The organism is Nonomuraea glycinis (assembly GCF_035920485.1).
GTDB classification, from domain to species: domain Bacteria; phylum Actinomycetota; class Actinomycetes; order Streptosporangiales; family Streptosporangiaceae; genus Nonomuraea; species Nonomuraea glycinis.
In genome coordinates, this window is record NZ_CP109166.1 from 3,175,266 (window position 1) to 3,198,619 (window position 23,354).

Annotated in this window: 26 protein-coding genes and 1 riboswitch; of the genes, 11 read left to right on the plus strand and 15 right to left on the minus strand. The window is 70.4% G+C overall.

Translation table 11 applies throughout. The features are described from left to right. Window positions 1-63 precede the first annotated feature (63 nt). Window positions 64-1,065, plus strand: a complete 1,002-nt coding sequence (locus OHA68_RS14915; RefSeq protein ID WP_327108169.1) for a BtrH N-terminal domain-containing protein — start codon at window positions 64-66, stop codon at window positions 1,063-1,065. Here the strand turns inward: OHA68_RS14915 and OHA68_RS14920 are convergent. The 3 genes from OHA68_RS14920 to OHA68_RS14930 form a co-directional block, all read right to left on the minus strand. Continuing rightward, window positions 1,049-1,750, minus strand: a complete 702-nt coding sequence (locus OHA68_RS14920) for a hypothetical protein (RefSeq protein ID WP_327108170.1) — start codon at window positions 1,748-1,750, stop codon at window positions 1,049-1,051. The genes OHA68_RS14915 and OHA68_RS14920 overlap by 17 nt on opposite strands. Before the next feature lie 167 nt (window positions 1,751-1,917). Further along, the gene (locus OHA68_RS14925; RefSeq protein WP_327108171.1) at window positions 1,918-2,862 is read right to left on the minus strand and encodes a hypothetical protein; all 945 of its coding nucleotides are present in this window, start codon (window positions 2,860-2,862) and stop codon (window positions 1,918-1,920) included. Continuing rightward, window positions 2,855-3,352 carry an RNA polymerase sigma factor gene (locus OHA68_RS14930; RefSeq protein WP_327109510.1) on the minus strand — a complete coding sequence of 166 codons (498 nt, stop codon included), beginning with the start codon at window positions 3,350-3,352 and terminating at the stop codon, window positions 2,855-2,857. Before OHA68_RS14930 ends, OHA68_RS14925 begins: the two co-directional genes overlap by 8 nt. 175 nt (window positions 3,353-3,527) lie before the next feature. Between OHA68_RS14930 and OHA68_RS14935 the strand changes: the two genes are divergently transcribed. Continuing rightward, complete coding sequence (locus tag OHA68_RS14935) at window positions 3,528-4,856, plus strand: hypothetical protein (protein ID WP_189142765.1); 1,329 nt, start codon at window positions 3,528-3,530, stop codon at window positions 4,854-4,856. Between the two features lie 78 nt (window positions 4,857-4,934). Here OHA68_RS14935 and OHA68_RS14940 read toward each other — a convergent pair whose 3' ends face one another. The 8 genes from OHA68_RS14940 to thiC form a co-directional block, all read right to left on the minus strand. After that, window positions 4,935-5,588, minus strand: a complete 654-nt coding sequence (locus tag OHA68_RS14940) for a response regulator transcription factor (protein WP_327108172.1) — start codon at window positions 5,586-5,588, stop codon at window positions 4,935-4,937. After that, window positions 5,585-6,823 (minus strand): sensor histidine kinase, encoded by a 1,239-nt coding sequence (locus OHA68_RS14945; protein WP_327108173.1) that lies wholly within the window; start codon window positions 6,821-6,823, stop codon window positions 5,585-5,587. Before OHA68_RS14945 ends, OHA68_RS14940 begins: the two co-directional genes overlap by 4 nt. 35 nt (window positions 6,824-6,858) lie before the next feature. After that, entirely contained in the window at window positions 6,859-7,644 is a 786-nt protein-coding gene (locus OHA68_RS14950; protein WP_327108174.1) for an ABC transporter permease, read from the minus strand. A 28-nt stretch (window positions 7,645-7,672) separates the two neighbouring features. Next, on the minus strand, window positions 7,673-8,593 hold the full coding sequence (locus OHA68_RS14955) for an ABC transporter ATP-binding protein (RefSeq protein WP_327108175.1): 921 nt from the start codon (window positions 8,591-8,593) through the stop codon (window positions 7,673-7,675). Between the two features lie 150 nt (window positions 8,594-8,743). Then, window positions 8,744-9,415 (minus strand): 2'-5' RNA ligase family protein, encoded by a 672-nt coding sequence (locus OHA68_RS14960; protein WP_327108177.1) that lies wholly within the window; start codon window positions 9,413-9,415, stop codon window positions 8,744-8,746. 18 nt (window positions 9,416-9,433) lie between these two features. Continuing rightward, window positions 9,434-11,800, minus strand: coding sequence for an excinuclease ABC subunit UvrA (locus tag OHA68_RS14965; protein ID WP_327108178.1), 2,367 nt, complete (start codon window positions 11,798-11,800; stop codon window positions 9,434-9,436). A gap of 87 nt (window positions 11,801-11,887) precedes the next feature. Next, window positions 11,888-12,508 (minus strand): GNAT family N-acetyltransferase, encoded by a 621-nt coding sequence (locus tag OHA68_RS14970; RefSeq protein ID WP_327108179.1) that lies wholly within the window; start codon window positions 12,506-12,508, stop codon window positions 11,888-11,890. 50 nt (window positions 12,509-12,558) lie between these two features. After that, complete coding sequence (gene thiC / locus OHA68_RS14975) at window positions 12,559-14,190, minus strand: phosphomethylpyrimidine synthase ThiC (protein WP_327108180.1); 1,632 nt, start codon at window positions 14,188-14,190, stop codon at window positions 12,559-12,561. Further along, window positions 14,182-14,297: riboswitch (TPP riboswitch) on the minus strand. Its footprint overlaps the gene before it by 9 nt. Window positions 14,298-14,415: 118 nt before the next feature. Between thiC and OHA68_RS14980 the strand changes: the two genes are divergently transcribed. From OHA68_RS14980 to OHA68_RS15005, 6 genes are all read left to right on the plus strand, one after another. Continuing rightward, complete coding sequence (locus tag OHA68_RS14980; RefSeq protein ID WP_327108181.1) at window positions 14,416-15,288, plus strand: nitroreductase family deazaflavin-dependent oxidoreductase; 873 nt, start codon at window positions 14,416-14,418, stop codon at window positions 15,286-15,288. Window positions 15,289-15,403: 115 nt separating this feature from the next. Continuing rightward, window positions 15,404-15,913, plus strand: coding sequence for a hypothetical protein (locus tag OHA68_RS14985; protein ID WP_327108182.1), 510 nt, complete (start codon window positions 15,404-15,406; stop codon window positions 15,911-15,913). Window positions 15,914-16,038: 125 nt separating this feature from the next. Beyond that, on the plus strand, window positions 16,039-17,019 hold the full coding sequence (locus OHA68_RS14990) for an AraC family transcriptional regulator (RefSeq protein ID WP_327108183.1): 981 nt from the start codon (window positions 16,039-16,041) through the stop codon (window positions 17,017-17,019). Between the two features lie 180 nt (window positions 17,020-17,199). Continuing rightward, entirely contained in the window at window positions 17,200-18,426 is a 1,227-nt protein-coding gene (locus tag OHA68_RS14995; RefSeq protein ID WP_327108184.1) for a styrene monooxygenase/indole monooxygenase family protein, read from the plus strand. Next, window positions 18,423-18,917 carry a flavin reductase family protein gene (locus OHA68_RS15000; protein WP_327108185.1) on the plus strand — a complete coding sequence of 165 codons (495 nt, stop codon included), beginning with the start codon at window positions 18,423-18,425 and terminating at the stop codon, window positions 18,915-18,917. Before OHA68_RS14995 ends, OHA68_RS15000 begins: the two co-directional genes overlap by 4 nt. Before the next feature lie 21 nt (window positions 18,918-18,938). Further along, window positions 18,939-19,406, plus strand: a complete 468-nt coding sequence (locus OHA68_RS15005) for a hypothetical protein (RefSeq protein WP_327108186.1) — start codon at window positions 18,939-18,941, stop codon at window positions 19,404-19,406. On the opposite strand, the gene OHA68_RS15010 is transcribed toward OHA68_RS15005, so the two are convergent. After that, window positions 19,407-19,592, minus strand: a complete 186-nt coding sequence (locus OHA68_RS15010) for a hypothetical protein (RefSeq protein ID WP_189142774.1) — start codon at window positions 19,590-19,592, stop codon at window positions 19,407-19,409. It abuts the gene before it with no gap. 31 nt (window positions 19,593-19,623) lie between these two features. Then, window positions 19,624-19,974, minus strand: coding sequence for a winged helix-turn-helix transcriptional regulator (locus tag OHA68_RS15015; protein ID WP_225277430.1), 351 nt, complete (start codon window positions 19,972-19,974; stop codon window positions 19,624-19,626). Window positions 19,975-20,072: 98 nt separating this feature from the next. On the opposite strand from OHA68_RS15015, the gene OHA68_RS15020 reads away from it, so the two are divergent. Then, complete coding sequence (locus OHA68_RS15020; protein WP_327108187.1) at window positions 20,073-20,654, plus strand: NADPH-dependent FMN reductase; 582 nt, start codon at window positions 20,073-20,075, stop codon at window positions 20,652-20,654. On the opposite strand, the gene OHA68_RS15025 is transcribed toward OHA68_RS15020, so the two are convergent. Beyond that, the gene (locus OHA68_RS15025; RefSeq protein ID WP_327108188.1) at window positions 20,651-20,899 is read right to left on the minus strand and encodes a hypothetical protein; all 249 of its coding nucleotides are present in this window, start codon (window positions 20,897-20,899) and stop codon (window positions 20,651-20,653) included. The two genes, OHA68_RS15020 and OHA68_RS15025, sit on opposite strands and share 4 nt — an antisense overlap. Window positions 20,900-21,098: 199 nt before the next feature. On the opposite strand from OHA68_RS15025, the gene OHA68_RS15030 reads away from it, so the two are divergent. After that, window positions 21,099-21,287 (plus strand): hypothetical protein, encoded by a 189-nt coding sequence (locus OHA68_RS15030; RefSeq protein ID WP_327108189.1) that lies wholly within the window; start codon window positions 21,099-21,101, stop codon window positions 21,285-21,287. A 21-nt stretch (window positions 21,288-21,308) separates the two neighbouring features. On the opposite strand, the gene OHA68_RS15035 is transcribed toward OHA68_RS15030, so the two are convergent. Further along, window positions 21,309-22,520: a saccharopine dehydrogenase family protein gene (locus OHA68_RS15035; RefSeq protein WP_327108190.1), complete on the minus strand. Its 1,212-nt coding sequence runs from the start codon at window positions 22,518-22,520 to the stop codon at window positions 21,309-21,311. Between the two features lie 91 nt (window positions 22,521-22,611). Between OHA68_RS15035 and OHA68_RS15040 the strand changes: the two genes are divergently transcribed. After that, the gene (locus tag OHA68_RS15040) at window positions 22,612-23,346 is read left to right on the plus strand and encodes a TetR/AcrR family transcriptional regulator (RefSeq protein ID WP_327108191.1); all 735 of its coding nucleotides are present in this window, start codon (window positions 22,612-22,614) and stop codon (window positions 23,344-23,346) included. The last annotated feature ends 8 nt before the right edge of the window (window positions 23,347-23,354 follow it).

Here is a 23,354-nt window from a genome sequence, read left to right on the forward strand (position 1 = left end):
TCTCCCCCTGTGGGAGGCCGCATGCTGCTTCCAGTCATTCGGCCGGCATGAGGAGAGCGACGCATGACCATCGTGCAGGACATCGAGGCCCGGGGCCTGCGGCACTGTGAGACGACGGCGCTGGGGGTGCTGCTGCGGCATGAGGGCCTGGATCTGTCCGAGCCCATGCTGTTCGGGCTGGGCTCGGGCCTGTCCTTCGTCTACTGGGACAGCAAGAGCATGGCGTTCCCCTTCCTCGGCGGCCGCGTCAAGCCCTTCGACCTCACCAGGAACCTGGCCGCCAGGCTGGGCCTGACGTTGACGGTCGAGGAGACCACCTCACCGCGCAAGGCGTGGGCGAACGTGGCCGCTCCCATCGACGCCGGCCGGCCGGTCGGCCTCCAGCTCGACTGCTACCACCTGGACTATTTCCGGTCCAAGGTGCACTTCGGCGGTCATGTCGTCGCCATGTACGGCTACGACGAGCAGGACGTCTACCTGGTGGACACCGACCAGCAGGGCAGCGCGGTGCGCACCGGCCGGGCCGGCCTCGCCCTGGCGCGGGCCGAGCGCGGCCCGATGACCGCCAGAAACCGATCCTTCACCATCGCCCTGCCGGCTCGCCCGCTCTCCTGGCAGGACCGGATCATCCCCGCCATCAAGCACTGCGCCGACGCCTTCCTCACCCCGCCCATCGCGAACCTGGGCCACCGCGGCATCGAGAAGGCCGGCAAGCGGGTGCCCGGCTGGCTGCTCCGCGCCGCCGAGCCGCAGCGGGACCTGCCGCAGGCCGCCCTTCTCATGGAGAAGGGCGGCACCGGCGGCGCCCTGTTCCGCGCCCTTTACCGCGACTTCCTCGGCGAGTGCGCCCAGTTGATCGACGACGGCGACCTGCGCGCCGGCCACCGGCTGTACGCCGAGGCCGCCGTCCTGTGGACGGACGTGGCCACCCTGATCGCGAAGGCCGGGGAGAGCGGCGACGCGGTGTACCTTGAGCAGGCTGGCGTCATCCTGCACGATCTGTCACGCATCGAGAAGGACGCCATGCAGGTGCTGCGTCGTTGCGCTTCTACCGCGTCGGCGTGAGGGACGAGACGATCAGCCAGATGCCGGCGGCCACGATCACGACGGCGACGGCGAGATCCCTTGTCCGTCCGGGACTCATGTTTTTCGACCGCTCACTGATCACGCTGCGTGCCAGGTGGACGCTCCCGGCCCAGGAGATCCGCACCCGAGGGCGCCGAACGGCCGATACGACGAGAACGGCCGCGACGAGCAGCGGCCACCGTACCGAATCGACGAAAGGCAAGAAGTCGCTGCTGTACGTCGCGACGTCGAGCAGCGGGAAGAGGAGAAGGGCCGCCGCGGCCGCTGTGCTGGCCAGTCGTCCCCTTGGGGGAGAAGCGGCCGCGGCCAATGCGACGAGGATGACCGGCAAGCCGATCATGTCGGCCTCACCGGACCACTCGGCGAGGCCGTCCAAGGAGGTCTCCGGGATCCGTATGTAGACGATGCCGGATACGCGCATGCTGTAGGTGATCGCGCAACGGTGGAACATCGCCGCCCACGCCGCCGCGCCGACGGCGCCCACCCACAGGATGATTCCGTCGGGCCTCCGCGGCAGGGGTGACCGAGCCGCCAGGTACAGCGCTCCTGCGGCCACCGGATAACAGACGATCAAAAGCCAAGGCAGCACGACCGTACGCTCCTGCCCGGTGCATGGGTCGAGGCCCGGCAGGAGGAGCACGGTGACGAGCCCGAACGCGAGCACGGTGCCGACCGAGGCGCAGCGCCGCCGCCACCGGAGATGGCGCTGCCTGCATTCGGCACCTTCTCCCAAGATGATCAGCCGGGTCAGGGTAGCGGATGATCGTCGACTGCGTGGGAGCGCTTCATGGCGACGGCCTCAACAGGACTCGGCCGGCTCGCACGAGCTCTCTAGGGCCGTTCGAGGTCGTAGGTGACATCCGCTACGCGGACCGTCTGGACCAGCGGATCCTCGATGATCTTCCGCAGTTTCCCGATCGTGACCAACGAGTCCACGTAGGCGTAGGCCAGGCCGTCGTTCGCGGCTTTGCGCAACCGGGCCAGGCTCAGGTCGAAGTCGCGCAGGTTGCCGTCGTCGTGGTCCCTGAGGATGCTCACCCAGTGGCGGAAGCTCGCGAGGTCCAGCTTGATCGCCTCATCCGGCTCGATCATATGGTCCTCTCCGGCATCAGTTTCCGGCATCGGGGCTCGGTCCCACGTCATCCCTCCCCACGTGATGGGGATCGACCTGGGGCGCCGCTCGTAGACCACCTTCTCGGCGGATGACTTGTGTCTGGCGGTGTAGTCGACCAACTCCTCGGTGGTGAGCGGCTTGGCGAACTCGACCACCGCCAACGCGTTGAGCTCCTCCGGGAGTCTGGCCAGGACTTTGCGGCTGTCCTGCTTGGGCTGGTTGCCCGTACCCACGTTGACCAGCGCCCTGCTCAGGGTGGTGCCGGCGTAGTTGCCTAGCGGCAACCTGCTCACGCGGCCGAAGAAGTCCTGGGTGATGACATGCTCACCGCTTTCGTAACCACCGACGAAGCCCCCGACGGCCCGCACCGGCCTGACGGCCACGGTGAACGACATCGACAGCGGCGTGGTGTTACCCCACTCTCGGACCTCGACGTCGTAGCCGGGGTTGTAGATCTTGAAGGCGGTGCCCAGGATGTCCGTCATGCGCTGTTCCCGGTCGCCGCGCCGCTGGATCTGGCTGGAGCCGACCGTCGCCGCCAGGGCGAGGACGACCAGGGCCGCCAGCACCGTCATCGCGGTGCGGGCGAGACCCCGCCGGACGGCCCGGCGGGTCGTCCTGGGGTCGAAGTCGGGCATGGGCAGCAGATCATCGTCAGTCATGAGGAACTCCGTAGACATCGGCGAAGGCGGCTCTGGCCCGCCACACGGCCGTCTTGATCGTGGCGTGCTTCTTACCGGTCATCGCGGCCACCTCGACCAGCGAGAAGCCCTCGAAGTAGACCAGGGTGAGCAGCCTGCGATGCTGCTCGGACAGCCGATCCAGGACGTCGTGCACGACCAGCGACTCGACGTGCAGCGCGGGCACGCCGAGTTCGTCGGGGTCGGGCAGGGCCAGTTCGTGGCGGTGGCGCCGGACGTGGTCGACCAGGACGTTACGGGCGATGGTGAGCAGCCACGCGGCCGCGTTCTCGCCGCGCCAGCCGAGCAGCGCCCTGGTCGCCTTGACGAACGTCTCCTGGGCCAGGTCCTCGGCAAGGTGGGGGTCGCGGGTGCGGCGCAACAGGAACCCGCACACGAGCGCCCAGTGCTCGCGGTACAGCTCCTCGATGATGATGCCCTCCGCGTTCTTGTGATCGTCACATCCGATCAGACGCGATCCGGGCGGGAATGGTCACATTTCGTGTCGCCCGCGGGCCGGGGCGCGGGCGTCCTGCCCGGCCGTCAGGACACCTCGAAAGCCGTGCCGCGGTCATCCCGGGTTCTCCACGGCCAATCACTTAGTGTCATAGCGAAGACACACACAGTGAGACATCGGAGGCTGTGCCATGCCCCAGGAACCCAGGATCGACGTAGAACGCCCCGCGCAGAAGGCCGGTCAGGCGCTCACCGCGGAGCGGAAGGCGGAGCTGTCCGCCCAGCTGCCGAAGCAGCCGTGGTTCGGGATGCGGCTGCAGCCGTCCGGCCAGCCGGCCCGGCATCCGGACCACGAGTGGAAACTGACCGCCGACCAGCCGTACCAGGGCCGCTTCGCGACCGGCAGGGCCGCCGTCTATCTGGGCGGCGGCAACACCGAGATCACCCGGCCGTTCATCTTCGCGGACGGCTTCAACTACGGGCCCAGCGACCTGCCCGCGCTGTGGGACCACTTCAACAAGCCGTACGCCGGTGAGACCGACGGCTTCCTGGACCAGCTGAACGCCCAGGGCCTGGACGTGATCCTGCTGGGCTTCGACGCCCGCCACACCCACATCCAGGCGAACGCGGGCGTGGCGGCCGCCGCCATCCTGCGGGCCATCGCCGAGCGGCGGGGCAACGCCAAGCTGATCGTCGGCGGCGTCAGCATGGGCGGCATGATCACGCGGTACGCGCTGGCCAGGCTGGAGAACCAGCGCACCGACCACGAGACCGACACCTACCTGTCGTACGACACCCCGCACAACGGCGCGTGGACGCCGCTGGTCCTCCAGCAGCTCGCCTACTTCTTCGACGAGGTGATCCAGCCTCCGGAGGGCGGCATCAAGCAGTCCGAACTGCTGCGCAGCCCGGCCGCCCAGCAGCTGCTGTGGGGCTGGGTGCCGGACGCCGCCTACTCCGGCCCGGTGGCCGCCAACCAGCTGCGTCAGGAGTTCCTGGACGAACTGCACGCTCTCGGCGACTTCCCGGCACGCCCGGTCAAGCTGGGGGTGGCCAACGGAACCGGGGACGGGACCGGCCGGCCGCTGCCGCCCGGACAGGTGGCCTTCGACTGGGCGTGGCCGGACGTGGCGAGCGCCGCTCCCCGCATCCAGCCGGACCGGGGCACGAAGCAACCGGCCGGGGAGATGTCACTCGGCGAGGTGCTGCAGCGCAGCCTCACCACCGAGGTCCCGGCGTTCGACGGCGCTCCCGGCGGCACCCTGGACACCTACGGCCGGATCGCGGCGGCTCTCGGCGCGCCGATCGAGGACGCGTACAAGGTGGGGAGTTTCGTCCCGTCGGCGAGCGCGGTGGCGCTGGAGGGGCCGAACTGGACCGATGAGCTGGACACCGACCTGTCGGCACTGACCTCCGGGCGGTTCGCGCTGGACGAGTTCGCCTTCGACACCGACAACAGCGAGCACAGCTCGATCTCGCTGCCGCTCGTCAAGTGGATCGAGGACCGGCTGGCGAGGTAGCCGGCGCGTGCGGGCGGCCTCCGTACGGGGGCCGCCCGCCGACGCACGTCACGCCTTGTACCAGGGGGCGGCCGCGGGTCACGGGCCGTCCGGGCTTCGCGGAACGAGCAGCCTGCGGTTGAACGCCTCGGTGACGGCGGCGGCGCGGTCGTTCACCCCGAGCTTGGTGTAGATGTTCAGCAGGTGGGACTTGACGGTGGCCTCCGTGATGAACAGCCGGACGGCCGCCTCGCGGTTGGTGTTGCCGGCCGCGACGAGTTCGAGGACCTCCAGCTCGCGGGCGCTGAGCAACTGCGGCGCGGGTGCCCGCATCCGAGTCAGCAACCGGGCCGCCACCGAGGGGGCCAGCACGCTCTCACCCCTGGCCGCGGCCCGCGCACCCCGCAGCAACTCCTCCCGGGGGGAGTCCTTGAGGAGGTAGCCGGTGGCGCCCGCCTCGATCGCCGGCAGGACGTCGGTGTCGGAGTCGTAGGTCGTCAGCACCAGCACGCGCGCGGTGACGCCGAGCCGGGCCAGCTCGGTGATCGCGGCCAGCCCGTCCATGCCCGGCATGCGCAGGTCCATCAGGATCACGTCGGGCCGTAGTTCCTGGGCCAGGAGCACCACGGCGGCGCCGTCCGCGGCCGAGCCCAGCACCTCGAATCCGGGCGCGGAGGCGAACATGCTGCTCAGCCCGTCCCGGACGACAGGGTGGTCGTCGGCGATCAGCAGCCGGATCGGGGCGCCGGTCATGCGCCGCTCCCGATCAGCGGACAAGGGACGCAGGCCGAGATGCCGGCGCCGGCGCCGGGCTCGGACTCGACCCGCAGGCTGCCGGACAGCTCTTCCACGCGCTGCCGCATGATCGTCAGGCCGAACCCGCCGGCCTCAAGGCGGGCAAGGTCGAAGCCCTTGCCGTCGTCGCGCACGTCCAGTGCCACCTCCTGCTCCAGATAGGACAGTGTCACCCCGACCCTGCTCGCGCCCGCGTGTCTGGCCACGTTGGCCAGCGCCTCCTGCGCCGTGCGCAGCAGCGCGAACTCGGCCTCGGGCGTCATCGGCCGGGCCGTGCCGGTGGTCGTGACCTGGACGGGCAGGCCGTGCAGCTTCGACCACCGGTCGGCGACGTCGGCGAGCGCGTCGCTCAGGCGCGCGGTCCGCAGCGGCTCCGGCCGGAGCGCGTCGACCGAGCGCCGCGCCTCGGTCAGGCTCTCCCTGGCCAGGTTCTTGACGGCGTCGAAGGGCCGGCGCCACGGTGCCGGCACCTCGTGCATCTGCTCGGCCGCCTGGAGTTGCGCGATGATGCCGGTGAGCCCCTGCGCCAGGGTGTCGTGGATCTCGCGGGCCATCCGCTGGCGCTCGTCGAGCACACCCGCCTCCCGGGCCTGGGCGAGCAACTGGGCGTGCAGGCCGGCGTTCTCGGCGAGTGACGCCTCCAGCAGCCGGTTGGTCCGGCTCAGCTCGCCGAGGGCCTGCTCGCGCCGCTCCTCCTCCTTCTCGGCGAGCCGCAGGACCCAGGCGCAGGCGCACATCATCGCGATGTTGAAGGCGACGATGATCGCGTACATGGTCAGGCCGAACGCGTCCGTCTTGGGAATGCCGGACGACTGCGCCGTACCGGCCAGGACCGCTGTGGCGGTCACGCCCAGCAGCCGCCACGGCCAGCGCAGGACCGTGAAGGAGTAGATGTAGGCGGCAGGGGTGAAGAGTCCGAAAGCGGGCTGACGGACCACCAGGACCGCGGTGATCACGAGTAATCCCGCGACGAACACCCCCATGATCCCTGGCCGGTCCCACCAGCCGGGACGCAGGGTGAACATACCGAGCATCCACGCGGCCGCCAGCCCGCACAGACCGAGGTCGATGAGCAGGGAGCCGCCCGTCCAGCCGTCCACGACCGTCAGGATCGAGACGGGGAGGACCAGCAGTGTGTACGGCACCACGTTGACCAGAACGAACGGCGGCCGGTGCGAGATCTTCCTGCTCAAGACTCCCTCTCCCTCCCGGATTCTATTCTCGGCGGCTATTCCCAGCGGAACCAGCGGACCGCGACGAACGTGCACACCACCGCATAGGCCGCCAGGGTCGACAGCGGCACGGCGGACGGAAAGTGACCCAGGTACGCGTCCTGGAACGCCCCCATGCCCGCGCCGAGCGGGGTGTAGTGGGCGATGTCCCGCAGCAGCGGCGGCATCTGCGAGATCGGCACCCAGAGTCCGGCGAAGAACATCAGCGGGAAGAACAGCACGGTGCCGATCGCCGTGGCCGCCGCGCGTCCCGGCGCGAGCGCGGTGACGAGCAGGCCGAGCGCGAGCAGCGCGGCCGTCGCGAGCAGCCAGGCGAGGGCGAAACCGAGAAGGTGCTTCGGCAGGTCGACGCCGAAGCCGAACCCGGCCACCGCGAGGAACAGGACCATCGCGACGACCGCGATGGCGAAGTTGGCCACGAGTTGGGCGGTGAGCACGCGGGCCGGGCCGACCGGTGTGGTTCGCATGCGCCGCAGCACGCCGTTCTCCCGGTATCCCGCGAGCGTGGTCGGCAGGGAGGTGGTGGCCAGGATGGCCAGATTGAACAGGATCAGGACAGGGACGTAGAGGTCGAAGTACGTCAGGCTGCCGCCGGCCTCCACGGGCTCCCGAAGGTCGGGGACGAGGCCGAGGATGATCAACAGGAGCAGCGGGAAGCCGATGCCCCACAGCGGGCCGACCTTGTCGCGGACGCATAACGTGCTCTCGGCCTTGATGAGCCGCCACGTCGCGGAACCTCGCTCGGGGGTGACGGGGAGTGCGGTGGTACGCAGGGCTGACATGGCTATGAGGTCCTCTCCGTGTGAGGTGTTACCGGGGGCCGGGGTCGAGGCGCTTGCCGGTCAGCTGGACGAACGCGTCCTCCAGGCTGGCCTGCTCGACGCGCAGTCGTTCGGCCACGATCTGGTTGCGGGCCAGGACGGTGGTGACGGCGTTGAGCGCGTTGTCGTTGCCGTGGACGATGACCAGTTCGCCCTGGTGGGTGACGCCGGAGACGTCGGGCAGGCTCGTCAGCAGGTGGTCGTCCATCGCTCTGGACGGGCGGAACTGGATCCGCTGCTCGATGCGCGCCCGCTCGGTCAGCCCGGCCGGGGTGTCCACCATGACGACGCGGCCGGCGTCGATCAGCGCGAGCCGGTCGCACAGCCGCTCGGCCTCCTCCATGAAGTGAGTGACCAGCACGATCGTCACCCCGCGGGCGCGTACGCCCTCGATCAGGTCCCAGGTGTCGCGCCGGGCCTGCGGGTCGAGACCGGTGGTGAGCTCGTCGAGGATCGCCACCCGGGGGCTGCCGACCAGCGCCAGCGCGATCGAGAGCCGTTGTTTCTGGCCGCCGGACAGCTTGGCGTACCTGGTCTTCGCCTTGTCAGCCAGGCCGAGGCCGTCCAGCAGCGCGCGCCAGTCGGCGGGCTGGGGGTAGAAGGAGCTGTAGAGCTCCAGGGCCTCGGCGACCTGGAGCCGCTCGGGGAGGTGGCCGGCCTGCAACTGGACGCCGAGCCGCCGGGTCAGCTCGGCGCGGTCCCGGAGGGGGTCGAGCCCGAGCACCCTGATCTCACCGCGATCCGGCGTGCGCAGGCCCTCGACGCACTCCACGGTCGTCGTCTTGCCGGCGCCGTTCGGGCCGAGGATGCCGAAGATCTCACCCTCCTGGACAGTGAGTGAGACGTCGTCGACGGCGACCTTGTCCGCATAGCGTTTGTGGAGGTCGCGTACCTCGATCACTGGTGGCATGTCCGTCCTTCCGGCGCGGTGCTGTGGCTTCTCAGCCTGCTATGACCAGCACTTTCCGGCATCGACCAGTGGACGGGACCTGGCGATCCACCGATCGGTGGATCGCCGTCCGCCGGGCGACGGACACCAGCGGAAGTACGTTGAAAGCCGCTATCCGGCGAGGGCGGATCGCTCCAGCGTGTTCAGGCGGATGCCGACACCGGCGGGGACGGCCTCGACGATCTCGACGGCGTTGATCTCCGCGAGGCCGATGGGGACGTCGGCATGCTCGTCGCACCAGGCCACGATCGGTTCGGGATCGGTCACCGGGGTGCCGAAGTGCACCAGACTCACGTACCAGCGGTCGCGCACCCAGGACTCGAATTCCGCCGCGCCGCGCGTACGCAAGGATCGCGCGAACCGCCGTTGCAGGGTGGTCAGGGTGTCATCGACCGGGTGACCGAAGGCGAGCACCCCGCCGGAGTGCGGGCTGACCCCGCGCACCTCGATCCGGACCGGAGGCAGCCCGGCGACCGCCTCGGCCAAGGAAGCCGCGTAGGCCAGCCGGCGCGGATCATCGTCCGGAATCACCTTCCGGTATCGGTCCAGCGACCGCAGCGTGAAGTGCAGCGACTCCGGCCCGTGCACCCAGTGGCCGGCTCCGGCGGTCCCGCCCACGGACTTGGCCAGGTCCGTCAACTCCGCGAGAACGGGACCACCGGGCCGCATGACCGCGGCGGCTCCCCACCGCATCGCGTCCTCGACCAGCGGCCGCTCGTGGGTGGTCGCTCCGGCGAGGAGCGCGGCCCGCCCCCTGACGAAGAACTCAGGGTAATCGTTCATCGCAGCAGTATGCAGGCGTCAGGGGGTGACGTAGGCGGCCAGGTGTTCGCCGGTGAGGGTGGACGGGGCGGCGATGAGGTCGGCGGGGGTGCCCTCGAAGACGACGTGGCCGCCGTCGTGGCCGGCGCCGGGGCCGAGGTCGATGATCCAGTCGGCGTGCGCCATGACCGCCTGGTGGTGCTCGATGACGATGACCGACTTGCCGGCGTCGACCAGCCGGTCGAGCAGGGCGAGGAGCTGCGCCACGTCGGCCAGGTGGAGGCCGGTGGTCGGCTCGTCGAGGACATAGACGCCGCCCTTCTCGGCCATGTGGGTGGCCAGCTTGAGCCGCTGCCGCTCGCCGCCGGACAGCGTGGTGAGCGGCTGGCCGAGGCTGAGGTAGCCGAGCCCGACGTCGGCGAGCCGGTCCAGGATGGCGTGCGCGGCCGGCGTACGGGCCTCGCCGGCGGCGAAGAACTCCCTGGCCTCGGTCACCGGCATCGCGAGCACCTCGCTGATGTCGCGGCCGCCGAGGCGGTGGTCCAGGACCGCCGCCTGGAACCGCTTCCCCTCGCACTCCTCGCAGGTGGTGGCGACGCCCGCCATCATGGCCAGGTCGGTGTAGATGACGCCGGCGCCGTTGCACGCGGGGCAGGCGCCCTCGGAGTTGGCGCTGAACAGCGCCGGCTTCACGCCGTTGGCCTTGGCGAACGCCTTGCGGATCGGGTCGAGCAGTCCGGTGTACGTCGCCGGGTTGCTCCGCCTGGAGCCGCGGATCGCGCCCTGGCCGATCGACACCACGTCCGCTCCGGCGGGGATCGACCCGTGCACGAGCGAGCTCTTGCCGGAGCCGGCGACGCCGGTGATCACGCAGAGCACCCCGAGCGGGATGTCGACGTCGACGTTCTGGAGGTTGTTGGTGGTCGCGCCGCGGATCTCCAGCGCGCCCTTGGGCGTCCGTACCGTCTCCTTGAGGGTGGCGCGGTCGTCGAGGTGGCGGCCGGTGCGGGTGCCGCTGGCCCGCAGCCCCTCGACGGTGCCCTCGAAGCAGACGGTGCCGCCCGCCGTGCCGGCGCCGGGGCCGAGGTCGACGACGTGGTCGGCGATCGCGATCATCTCCGGCTTGTGCTCGACGACGAGCACCGTGTTGCCCTTGTCCCGCAGGCGCCGCAGCAGGCCGTTCATCCGCTGGATGTCGTGCGGGTGCAGGCCGATGGTGGGCTCGTCGAAGACGTAGGTGGTGTCGGTGAGCGAGGAGCCGAGGTGGCGGATCATCTTGACGCGCTGCGCCTCGCCGCCCGACAGGGAGCCCGCCGGCCGGTCGAGCGCGAGGTAGCCCAGCCCGATCTCCACGAACGAGTCCAGGGTGCGCAGCAGTGTGGCGAGCAGCGGCGCGACCGACGGCTCGTCGAGGCCGCGGACCCATGCGGCCAGGTCGCTGATCTGCATCGCGCAGGCGTCGGCGATGCTGATCCCGCCGATCCGGGACGAGCGGGCCCCCTCGCTGAGCCGGGTGCCGTCGCACTCGGGGCAGGTGGTGAAGGTGACCGCCCGGTCCACGAACGCCCGGATGTGCGGCTGCATCGCCTCCCGGTCCTTGGCGAGGAACGACCGCTGGATCTTCGGGATCAGCCCCTCGTAGGTGAGGTTGACGCCGTCGATCTTCACCTTGACCTGCTCCTTGTGCAGGAAGTCGGCCAGTTCCTTCTCGGTGAACTCGCGGATCGGCTTGTTCGGGTCGACGAAGCCCGACTCGGCGTAGACCCGTACCGTCCAGAAGCTGTCGGACTTCCAGCCGGGGATGGTGAACGCGCCCTCGGCGATCGACTTGGAGTCGTCGTACAGCTGGGTGAGGTCGAGGTCGGTGACCTTGCCCCGGCCTTCGCAGCGCAGGCACATGCCGCCGGTGATGCTGAACTCGCGGCGCTCCTTCACGGTCTGGCCGCCGCGCTCCAGGGTGACCGCGCCCGCTCCGCTGATCGAGGCGACGTTGAAGGAGAACGCCTGGGGTGAGCCGAGGTACGGCTGCCCGCGCCGGCTGAACAGGATGCGCAGCATCGCGTTGGCGTCGGTGGCGGTGCCGACCGTGGAGCGGGGGTCGGCGCCCAGCCGCTGCTGGTCGACGATGATCGCGGTCGTCAGCCCGTCGAGCACGTCGACCTCGGGCCGGGCCAGCGTCGGCATGAAGCCCTGGACGAAGGTGCTGTAGGTCTCGTTGATCAGTCGCTGCGACTCGGCGGCGATCGTGCTGAACACCAGCGAGCTCTTGCCCGAGCCCGAAACGCCGGTGAACACCGTCAGCCGGCGCTTGGGGATCTCGACGCTGATGTCCTTGAGGTTGTTCACGCGCGCGCCGTGCACACGGATCAGATCGTGGGCGTCCGCTGCGTGCGTGTCCGTGCTCATCGGGTCTCCATCTGTCGCTGAACGGTCTGCGGTGCTGGTCAGGCTAGTCGCGGCCCGGTGAGCCGCGCTTCTCCGTTCCTGACCGGTTCAGTGCGCGGGCTGGGTCGGATGGGTGGGCCAGGGGCCGGGGGCGACCATGGTGTTGGTGATCGCCCAGCGTTCGTGGTCGCGCCAGGCCCCGGCGATGTACAGCAGGTCGGGTGCGGTGCCCTCGTGGCGGAAGCCGAGGCGCCGGACCAGCTTGAGCGAGGGTTCGTTGCTGGGCTGGATCTGGGCTTCCAGGCGGTGCAGCCGCAGCCGCTCGAAGGCGTACCTGATCACCAGGCCGAGGCCCTCGGTCATGTAGCCGCGGCCGGCGGTGGGGGCGAAGGCCGCGTAGCCGAGGGAGGCGTTCTGGAAGCGGCCGCGGATGATGCTGTTGAGGTTGACCGTGCCCGCCATGGCGCCGGTCTCGCGCAGGCAGATCAGCAGGCCCTGGGTGGTCTCGTGGTCGAATCTCGCGTGGAACTCCTGGAACGCCGCCGGGGTGGTGGGCAGAGGTATCCGGGCACCGTGGAGGTCCGCGCTGGCGGTGGTCAGGTCCAGGAACTCGTCCTGGTCGCCGGCGGTGATGGCGCGCAGGGTCACCCGCGACGAGCCGGCCGGCTCGGCTGCGAGGAACTCCGCTACTTCCGCCACTGTCTGCGAGGAATCGGTGCTTTGGCCCATGCGCAGACGCTACCGGCCGCACCGCGTCGGCGATGCGGCCGGAGACGCTCTCAGGATTCGGTGAGCGGGATGTACACCCGGCCGCCCTGTTCCGCGAACTGCGCCGACTTCTCCGCCAGCCCCGCCGCCAGCGCCTCGGACTCCGCCAGGCCGCGTTCCTCGGCGAAGCGGCGTACATCGTGGCTGATCTTCATCGAGCAGAACTTGGGGCCGCACATCGAGCAGAAGTGGGCGGTCTTGGCCGGGGCGGCCGGCAGGGTCTCGTCGTGGAAAGACCGGGCCGTGTCCGGGTCGAGCGACAGGTCGAACTGGTCCTCCCAGCGGAACTCGAACCGGGCGTCCGACAGCGCGTCGTCCCACGCCTGCGCCTGCGGATGCCCCTTCGCCAGGTCCGCGGCATGCGCGGCGATCTTGTACGTGATCACGCCCGTCTTGACGTCGTCCCGGTTGGGCAGGCCGAGGTGCTCCTTGGGGGTGACGTAGCAGAGCATCGCGGTGCCGTACCAGCCGATCATGGCAGCGCCGATGCCGGAGGTGATGTGGTCATAGCCGGGGGCGATGTCGGTGACCAGCGGGCCGAGCGTGTAGAAGGGCGCGTCGTCGCAGAGCTCGCGCTGCAGGTCCACGTTCTCCTTGATCTTGTGCATGGGGATGTGGCCGGGGCCTTCGACCATCACCTGGACGCCGTGGTCGCGGGCGACGGCGGTGAGCTCGCCCAGCGTGCGCAGCTCCGCGAACTGGGCCTCGTCGTTGGCGTCCGCGATGGAGCCGGGCCGCAGCCCGTCGCCCAGGGAGAACGCCACGTCGTAGGCGGCCAGGAGCTCGCACATGTCGGCGAAGTGCTCGTACAGGAAGCTCTCGCGGTGGTGTGCCAGGCACCAGGCGGCCATGATCGAGCCGCCGCGCGAGACGATGCCGGTCTTGCGGCGGGCCGTCAGCGGTACGTACGCCAGCCGGACGCCGGCGTGCACGGTCATGTAGTCGACGCCCTGCTCGCACTGCTCGATCAAGGTGTCGCGGTAGACCTCCCACGACAGGTCGGCGGCGACCCCGTTCACCTTCTCCAGGGCCTGGTAGAGGGGCACGGTGCCGACGGGGACGGGGGAGTTGCGGATGATCCACTCGCGGGTGGCGTGGATGTCCTTGCCGGTGGACAGGTCCATGACGGTGTCGGCTCCCCAGCGGGTGGCCCAGGTCATCTTGTCCACCTCCTCCTCGATGGAGGAGGTGACGGCCGAGTTGCCGATGTTGGCGTTGATCTTCACCAGGAAGTTGCGGCCGATGATCATCGGCTCGGTCTCGGGGTGGTTGACGTTCGCCGGGATGATGGCCCGGCCCGCGGCCACCTCGTCCCGTACGAACTCCGGCGGCATCCCTTCCCTGACCGCGACGAACTCCATCTCGCGGGTGATCACCCCCGCGCGGGCGTAAGCGAGCTGGGTGACCGGCGCCCCGGTCGCCCGCAGCGGCCCCTCGTCCCGCGCGGCGACGTCGCCCCGGGCGAGGATCCACTCCCGGCGCAGCGGCGGCAGGCCCTGGGTGAGGTCGGTGGTCGCGGACCGGTCGGTGTACGGGCCTGAGGTGTCGTACAGGCGGACCCGTTCGCCGTTGGACAGCAGGATCTCGCGCATGGGGACTCGGAGCTCACCGATGTGGACCTTGGAAAAGCGCGCGTCGCTCACCACGCAACTCCCTTCGCCGGCATTATCCGGATCAGGTTCTGGCGGTCGGCGGCTGATGAGTAGCCGTCCTCTCAGCCCGGTCGAACCGGGCTCCCGCGTTGGACTGCCTCAAGCTAACCCGCCCCCCGAGAACACGCAAGATCCCTTTTCAGAGATCGACGAGCAGCGCTACGCTCGGCCCGCTCCTGTTGCCCCTACGCCGCCTGACCCTTGAGGACACCGTTGATGAGCAGAATGTGGCCGGAGAACGCCCGTCCCGACGCCGGCACCGTCCTGGTGACCGAATCCGCCTCGGCCGCCGCCTGGGAGGGCGCGCCGTGGCCGGCCGGGCTCCTTTCGTTCACCGAGTTCGCCGCCACGGACGGCGGCACCGTACTGACCTACACGCAGTGGGCGAACGGCGAGGCCGATCGCGCGTTCCTGGCCGGGCTGACGGGAGCCGAGCCCGTCGCGTACGAGCCGCATCCCGGCGGGATCTCGGGCCACTTCCACGTGAGCGACGACGGTATGCACACACTCAACCACGCCGAGTGGATCGACGAACAGGCGCCTCGGGACGCCGTCGAGAGCTCGGGGCAGAGCTCGGCCGACTGGCGAGGAGTCCAGGAGTCCCCCGGGGTGAAGAGCGGCCAGGCCAGGCGCTATCACCTGCTGCGCAGCCTGCCCGCGCCCGCCGAGGAGGTGCTGGACAGCCCGACGGGCTGGGTGGCTCAACACATCCGCTCGTACGTGGACAGCAACGGTCAAAAGGGTCACCTCTACCACGGCATGCCGACTCTGCTGCTCACCACCCGGGGTCGTAAGTCCGGCCTGCTCCGCCGTACCGCGCTGATCTACGGGCAGGACGGCGACCGCCATCTGCTGGTGGCCTCGAACGGCGGCTCGGCACAGCACCCCGCCTGGTATCTCAACCTGACCGCGCACCCCGACGTCACCGTGCAGGTCGGCGGCGACACGTTCGGCGCGCGGGCCCGGGTGGCCACCCCGCAGGAGAAGCGAGAGCTCTGGCCGGTGATGGCGAAGGTCTTTCCGCGCTACGACACCTACCAGGAGGCGACCGAGCGGGACCTTCCGCTGGTCATCCTGGAGAGGTCGTAGCGCGCGGCCGTCCCGGGCCCCCGCTCAGGTCGACCAGGCGGCCGTCCCGAGTCCCCGCTCAGGTCGACCAGGTGACTGTCCCGGTTCCTCGCTCAGGTCGACTAGGCTCCGCCTCGTGAAGCGCCAAATCGTCGCCGGACTGATCATCGTGGGGCTCATCGGTACGAGTGGCCTGGCCGTGGTCGCCTCCGCGGCCGGTTCGCTGTTCGGCACCGACTCCGGCTGCGCCGGGGCGGAGAAGCGGCTGCAGCCGGTGCTGAGCTCCCTCGCCATCCTGGACCAGGCGCCGCCCGGGGCCGAGGCCCTGGGCGGCCGCTCGTCCGGTTGCGAGGCCGGTGACCTGCACGTGTACGTCGGCCAGAACTACCGCTTCACCGGCGGCAGAGCCGACGTGCTCGCCTTCTACGACCAGCAGGCCACCCAGTCCGGCTGGCGCCGCGCCCCCGCCGGCCCGTCCGTGACGAACGACAGGAGCCTCTGCTACACCGGCTCCGTCGGCGGCGGGACGGCCTTCGCCTACGTCTGGTTCCCCGGCGACTCCGGCCTGGCCGCGTCCAACGAGTACAACGTCACCGTCTCCGCCATCGGCGGTGAGTCCGCCAACCCCGGCGCCGTCATGTGCTGACGGGCCCACGCGCCCTTCGATTTCCCCCGCCCGCCGGGCCGGATCTGTGTACTTCTCCATGGAACGCGGGCCCCCGCGGTGGCGATGATCAGATGTCACCCGGAAACGCGAGGGCAGGGGCCGCGATGGCGCACACGGTTCGGCTGGACAACGCATCACTGTTCGCCAGCACGGATCTGGACGAGGTCCGTGAGCAGGTGGGCCGGGTGTTCTGCGCGCACCGGCTGGATCTGACCGGCGATCCCGACTTACTCGCCGCGCGGTTCAACTCCGCGCAACCGGGCTCCGTACGGGTGAGCTACCTCGACTACGGCGCCGACGTCAGGATCGAGCCGGGCGAGCTGGAGTCGTTCTACCTGGTGCAGATACCGCTGGCCGGGCGCAGCCTGATCCGCTGCGGGAACCAGGAGATCGTCTCCACCCCGTCCCTGGCCTCGCTGCCCTCGCCCACCGAAGCCCTCGACATGCGCTGGGCCGCGCAGTGCCCGCAGCTGATCGTCAAGTTCGACCGGGACACCGTCGAGAGCACGCTGGAGCAGATGCTCGGCGAGCGGCTCGCCCAGCCCCTCGTCTTCGACCTGGGCCTCGACCTGACCAGCGGCTGGGCGCGGGGCTGGCGGGCGATGGCCGACCTGGTCGTGGCCGCGGCCGAGGACGGCGAGGGGCTGGCCGCCCAGCCGCTGGCCCTCGCCCACCTGGAGAACGCCCTGCTGTCCAGCCTGCTCACCATGCAGCCGTCCAACTACCGCGCGAAGCTGTCCGCGCCTCGCCGGCCGGCCGTGCCGAAGGTGGTACGGCGGGCGATGGAGTTCATCGCGGAGCACGCGCACCTGCCGATCACCACCGACGACGTGGCGCGGGCCGTCGCGGTCAGCACCCGCTCGCTGCAGGAGGGCTTCCGGGCCCACCTGGGCCTGACGCCGATGGCGCACCTGCGTGACGTGCGGCTGGCCCGGGTGCGCGCGGACCTGCTGGCCGCCGACCCGGCCCGGGTCACGGTCACCGCCGTGGCCGCACGCTGGGGCTTCCCGCACCAGGGCCGCTTCGCCGCCGCCTACCGGAACAGGTACGGCCAGACCCCGTCAGCGACCCTGCGCCTCGCGTGACGGGACCTCGTCGGCGACCCTGCGCCTCGCGTGACGGGACCTCGTCGGCGACGCCATGCCTCGTGTGACGCCAAGTCCGCGCCCAGCGGACGGAACCCGCGCTCAGCGGATGGATGACGTACGGCAGTGAAACGTACCTTTTGATCATCCGATCCTCCAGTACGCGAAGGACCCCCCACCATGCGCGAGATCCTCATCGTCGGCGCCGGGCAGGCCGGGCTGCACCTGGCGCTCGGCCTGCTGCACCACGGATACGGCGTCACCGTGATCTCCAACCGGACCCCCGAGGAGATCCGGGACGGCCGGGTCACCTCCAGTCAGGCCATGTTCGGCACCGCCCTCGGCCACGAGCGCGACCTGGGCATCGACCAGTGGCCGCACTGCCCGCCGATCGACGGGATCCAGCTCTCCGTCCCGGGCCCCGACGGCGGCAAGGCGATCGGCTGGACGGGCCGGCTGCACGAGCCCGCCCGCTCGGTCGACCAGCGGCTGAAGATGCCCGCCTGGCTCGCCGAGGTGGAGAGGCTGGGCGGCAAGGTGGTATACCACGACGCGACGCCCGCGGACCTGGAGACGTACGCGGCCGACTACGACCTGGTCCTGGTGGCCGCCGGCAAGGGGACGATCGCCTCCCTGTTCGAGCGGGACGCCGACCGGTCTCCCTACGACGTCCCGCAGCGCGCCCTGGCCCTCACCTACGTGCACGGCCTCACGCCCCGGCCGGAGCACTCCGCCGTCTGCTTCAACCTGATCCCCGGCGTCGGGGAGTACTTCGTCTTCCCCGCGCTCACCCTCACCGGACCGTGCGAGATCATGGTGTTCGAGGGCGTCCCCGGCGGGCCGATGGACTGCTGGGGCGACGTGCGCACTCCCGCCGAGCACCTGGCCAGGAGCCGCTCGATCCTGGAGACGTTCCTGCCGTGGGAGGCCGACCGCTGCGCGGGCATCGAGCTCACCGACGAGCGCGGCACTCTCGCCGGCCGGTTCGCGCCGACGGTCCGCCGGCCCGTCGCCGTCCTGCCGACGGGCGCGCCGGTGCTCGGCGTCGCCGACGTGGTGGTGCTCAACGATCCCATCACCGGCCAGGGCGCGGGCAATGCCGCCAAGTGCGCCGCTTCCTACCTCGCCGACATCGTCGAGCGCGGCGACCGGCCCTTCGACCAGGCGTGGATGGAGAGCACCTTCGAGCGCTACTGGGACAACGCCCGGCACGCCACCGAGTGGACCAACGCCCTGCTCTCCCCGCCGCCGCCGCACGTCCTGGACATCCTCGGCGCCGCGGGCTCCCTGCCCGAGGTGGCCGCCCGCTTCGTCAACGGCTTCGACGACCCCAGGGACTTCGCCGAGTGGTTCATGGACCCGGCCAAGGCCGCCGCCTACCTCGCGCAGGCGGGGAGCCGGTCATGAGAACGCTGCGCGACGCCCTCGGCCGCTTCGCCACCGGGGTGGCGGTGGTCACCACCACCTCCCCGGGCGGCCGGCGGACCGGGGTCACGGTGAACTCCTTCACCGCCGTCTCCCTCGACCCGGCCCTGGTGCTGTGGTGCCTGTCCGAGCGGGCGCCGAGCGTCCCCGCGTTCCTGCGGGCCGGGCGGTTCGCCGTCAACGTCCTGGCCGCCGGGCAGGCGGACCTGTCACAGCGGTTCGCCAGGCCGGCGCCGGACAAGTTCGCCGGTGTGGAGACCTGCCTCACGCCCAGCGGGCTGCCGGCGCTGGCCGGCGCGCTGGCCTTCTTCGCCTGCCGTACGGTGACGACGTACGAGGCCGGTGACCACCGCCTGTTCATCGGTGAGGTCGAGCACTTCCAGTGGCAGGAGGGCGAGCCGCTGGTCTTCCACGGGGGCCGCTATCGCGAGTTGTGCACGATGGACCTGGCCATGGACCGGATCGGGGCCTGACCTGGTGGGTAGTGGATCGCCGTGGACGGACCCGCGGCCAGCGCGCTGCACCAGATGACGGGGCCCTTCTACCTGCTGGACAAGGAGGTCGCCGAGGGCCACCGCGGCGAGGTGTCCTCCTCCTGGGGGCAGGAGGTGAGCCCGCCGGGCCATGAGTGGCTGGCGGTCGGCGACAACAGCGTGCTCTTCCAGGTCTGGCCCAAGAAGACCAGCTATGTGCGGCTCGACCTGTGGGGCGGGCCCCCGGTCCCGGACGAGCCCTGGGAGCTGACCTGGGACGGGCGGCTCTTCCTGCCTTCGGGGCTGGTGGTCCTCGTGGAGTTCGAGGAGGCGGAGCTGGACGACTGTGCCCCCTTCGACCTGCGGGCCCGCGACGCGCACTGGCGGACGCGGGTGCACGCGAAGTTCGGAAAATATGATCACGGGCCGGAGGTCGCCGCCGACACCTATGACGTGGACTTCTATCGGGTGCAGCTGTGGCCGGGGTGACTAGGCGAGACAGAGCTCCGCGCGGGCGGGGGCCTGATCCTCGTCGAGGCCGTCGAGCAGGATGGCGGCCAACTGGCGGCGCTGGACGCTGGTCAGCGTCATGGGGAGCACGATCGGCATGAGCTCGAGCGCGTCGCCGGGCAGCTGCCGGACATGGCAGGGCAGGAGGGAGAAGGTGTGAACCACTCCCTCACTATCGCAGGCGCCACCGACAGGATCAGGTGGTTTTCGCTGCCAGGTGAGGAAGCTCCTCGGGGAGCGGCACCCACTTGTGCGCCCAGCTGACCAGCTCGTCGAACGCCGGCAGCAGCTCCGCGCCCATCTCGGTGAGGTGGTATTCGACCCGGACCGGGGACGTGCTCAGCACCCGGCGCTCGATGAGCCCGGCGGCCTCCAGCTCGCGCAGGCGGCGGGCCAGCATCGTGTCGTTGACGCCGGGGATGGCGGCCTTGATGTCGGCGTAGCGGTGCGTGCCCTTGAACAGCATGTGCAGCACGGCCCCCGACCAGCGGGCGCCGATCAACTCCAGGGCGGTGTGAAAACGGACGCAGACGGAATGGGCGCTCACCCAGGCATCGTACCCAAGCGGGGACCCGAGTTGCTACAGAAATATTAGTTACTACATAATGTTGAGCAACCGAGCACTCTGCCGCGTGAGGAAACCCCATGGTCAAGCCCGTTCTGCATGTCGTGATCGCCAGCACCCGCCCCGGCCGCTCCGGACGGGCCATAGGGGAGTGGTTCCGCGACCGGGCAGTGGCCGCAGGGGACTTCGACGTCGAGCTCGTGGACCTGGCCGACGTCGCGCTGCCCTTCTTCGACGAGCCGAACCACCCCAGGCTCAAGCAGTACGTCAACGCCCACACCAAGGAGTGGAGCGCCACGGTGGAGCGCGGGGACGCCTTCGTCTTCGTCACTCCCGAGTACAACCACAGCTTCAACGCCGTGCTGAAGAACGCCCTGGACTACCTGCACCACGAGTGGCACCACAAGGCCGTCGGCTTCGTCAGCTACGGCGGGGTCTCCGGCGGCACCCGCGCCGTCGCCGGCCTGCGCCTGGTGGTCGGCACGCTGAAGATGGTGCCCGTGGTCGAGGCGGTCAACATCCCGTTCCACCCCCAGGTGATAGGGGAGGACGGCCTGGTGCGCCCCAATGACGTGATGACCGGCGCGGCCGACGTCATGCTGGCCGAACTGGCCAAGCTCACGGGCGCGCTGCGCCCGATGCGCCGGGGCGAGTCCGGCTAAGGCTCGTCCTCCTCGTCGTCGACCAGCTGGTCCAGAACGCGGGTGACGGCGTCGCCCAGCGGGCGGAAGGCCAGGGTGAGCGCGTTGGCGAGCGGGCCGAAGATGTCGGTCACCTCGCGTAGCAGGTCGTTGCCGCCCTTGCCGCTCTCGGGAGGCACCCACCGCATGGCGTCGGCGCTCAGCGTCTCCCACTCGTCGACGACGCCGTCGATGGCGTCGAGCACGTGATCAGGATCCCTCGGCATGACCGTTCTCCCAGAGAGAAATCGGATAGTCCTACGGTAACCCGACCGGACCCCATGATGCCTTCCTGAACAGGGATGGAAACCCCCACGCCGCCACGCTTCTCCTCCTCGGCGCGGCGGAACACGCTGGCGTCGTTGGCGGCAAACTGTCGGTGGCAGGTCGTAGCGTTGCGCGGGTAACCGACGCGAGGAGACGGGGATGCACGACACCGAAGAGGCGCTGTTCATGACGGTCCACGGCATCGCGGAGCGGCTGGCCGGCCAGCCGGTGCCCGTGGTCATGGACGCGTTGACCAGACAGCTCCCTCCGGCGCCCGGCATCGCGGTTGCGGAGCTCCGCCGGATCGCCGAGGAGATCAGCGTCGGCCGCGACCCATCGGGGCTGTGAGGCGCCCTGCCGGCCGCGCGGTCACTGCTCCCGCATGCCCCACGGTGAGCCGTACTCTCGCAGCAGGTCGAGGAAGGGGCGGGGTTCGAATGCCTCGGGTCCGAGCACGCCGCTGCCCTCCCACCGGCCGGTGGCCAGCAGCTCCAGCGCGACCACGGGGTTGACGGCGGTCTGCCAGACCACGGCCTGGGAGCCGTACTCCCGCATCGACCACTGGTTGTCGACCACGTGGTAGAGGTAGACCTCGCGCGGCTCGCCGTCCCTGGTGCCCTTCACCCAGGTGCCGGCGCAGGTCTTGCCGTGCATCCGGTCGCCGAGGCCGGCCGGGTCCGGCAGCAGCGCGGCGACCAGGTCACGGGGTGAGACGCGGGCCGGCCCGTCCGCGGTGGGCACGGTGACCGGCTCGATGCGGTCCAGGCCGAGCTCGTGCAGGGTCCTGAGCTTGGCGATGAAGTCCTCGCCGAGCCCGTACTTGAAGGTGACCCGGCCGGCGTCGATCCAGCGGGGCACCAGCAGCACCTCCTCGTGCTCGACGTTCACGCACTCGACCGGGCCGATGCCCTCGGGGAAGTCGAAGACCTCGGGCTCGCTGAACGGCTCGGTGGTGAACCAGCCGCGCTCCTGCTCGTAGATCAGCGGCGGGTTGAGGCACTCCTCGATGGTGGTCCAGATGGAGAACGACGGCGCGAAGTCGTAACCGTCGACGGTGAGGTCGCCCCCGTCGCGGACGCCGATCTCCTCGATCTCGTCGAAGAGCTCGTCGGCGGCGTAGCGGGCGAACACGTCGGACAGGCCGGGCTCCACGCCCATGCCCACCAGGGCCAGCCGCCCGGCGTCCGCCCACGCGCCGGACCTGGCGAACTGCTCGTCGCCCAGCTTGACGCCGGTCCGCTCGTACGGCAGATCCGGATGTGGGTGGGACATGGACATCGCCATGTCGAGGTAGTCGGCCCCGGCCGTGAGCGCCGCCTCGAACAGCGGCATCACGAAGCGCGGGTCGGTGGCGTTCAGCAGCACGTCGCACCGGTGCTCGGTGAGCAGGCCGAGGACGGCGGCCTGGTCGGCGGCGTCGACCCGGGCGGCGGTGAAGCGGGCGTCGAGGGGGGCGACCGCGGCCTCGGCGCGGGACAGATCGTAGTCAGCGACCACCATGTGGTCGAAGAACGGCCGCCGGGTGGCGATCCGGGTGACGGCGGTCCCCACACCACCGGCGCCCACGAGAAGAATGCGCATGATCGTGGACCTTCTCCTGATTTCTGGGGGATGCGCTCCCAGCAAAGCCGGTAGGGTCGTCAACGTCAATGGCGTTGGCATAAGGATGAGCATGGCCAAGCGAGTAGTGCCCGACGCGGCCAGAAGGCGGCGCCGCCCGACCCGGCAGGGGCAGGTCCTCACCCACGAGCTCATCGTCGAGACCGCGCTGCGCATGCTCCGCGAGCACGGCGCCGCCGGCCTCACCGCCCGCCGCCTGGGCCTGGCGCTGGGCGCCGACGCCAGCGCGATCTACCGCTACTTCCGCGGCATGGACGACCTCACCCTGGCCATCGCCGACGAGCTGCTCGCGAACGCGCTGGCGGACTGGCGCCCCACCGGCCACTGGCGGACGGACCTGCGCGCCCTCGGGCTGAGCGTGCACGCCGCCTACCTGGCCCACCCGCAGGCGGCGGTCCTGACGGCCAGCCGGGTGACCGGCCGCCCGCACGAGGTCGCGGTGGACGAGACGATCCTGGCGATCCTGCGTACGGCCGGCTTCCCCGACCACGACGCGGTCCGGATCTATCACGCCTTCATCGACCAGAGCCTCGCCTTCGCCGTCCTGGACGCCGCCTCCATGGCGCTGCCCACCGCCACCAGGCAGGCCGACGAGCAGGTGTGGCAGGCGACCTATGCCCGGCTGCCCGCGAGCAGCCACCCGCACATCGCCGCCACGGCGGGCCACCTGGTGGGCCGGATGAACGACAGCGCCTATCCCACCGCGCTGGACATGCTGCTGGACAGCGCCCGCGCCCAGCTGGCCGACCTCAGGGTCAGGGACGGATCAGGGTCGCCTCGGGGATGAGGCCCGAT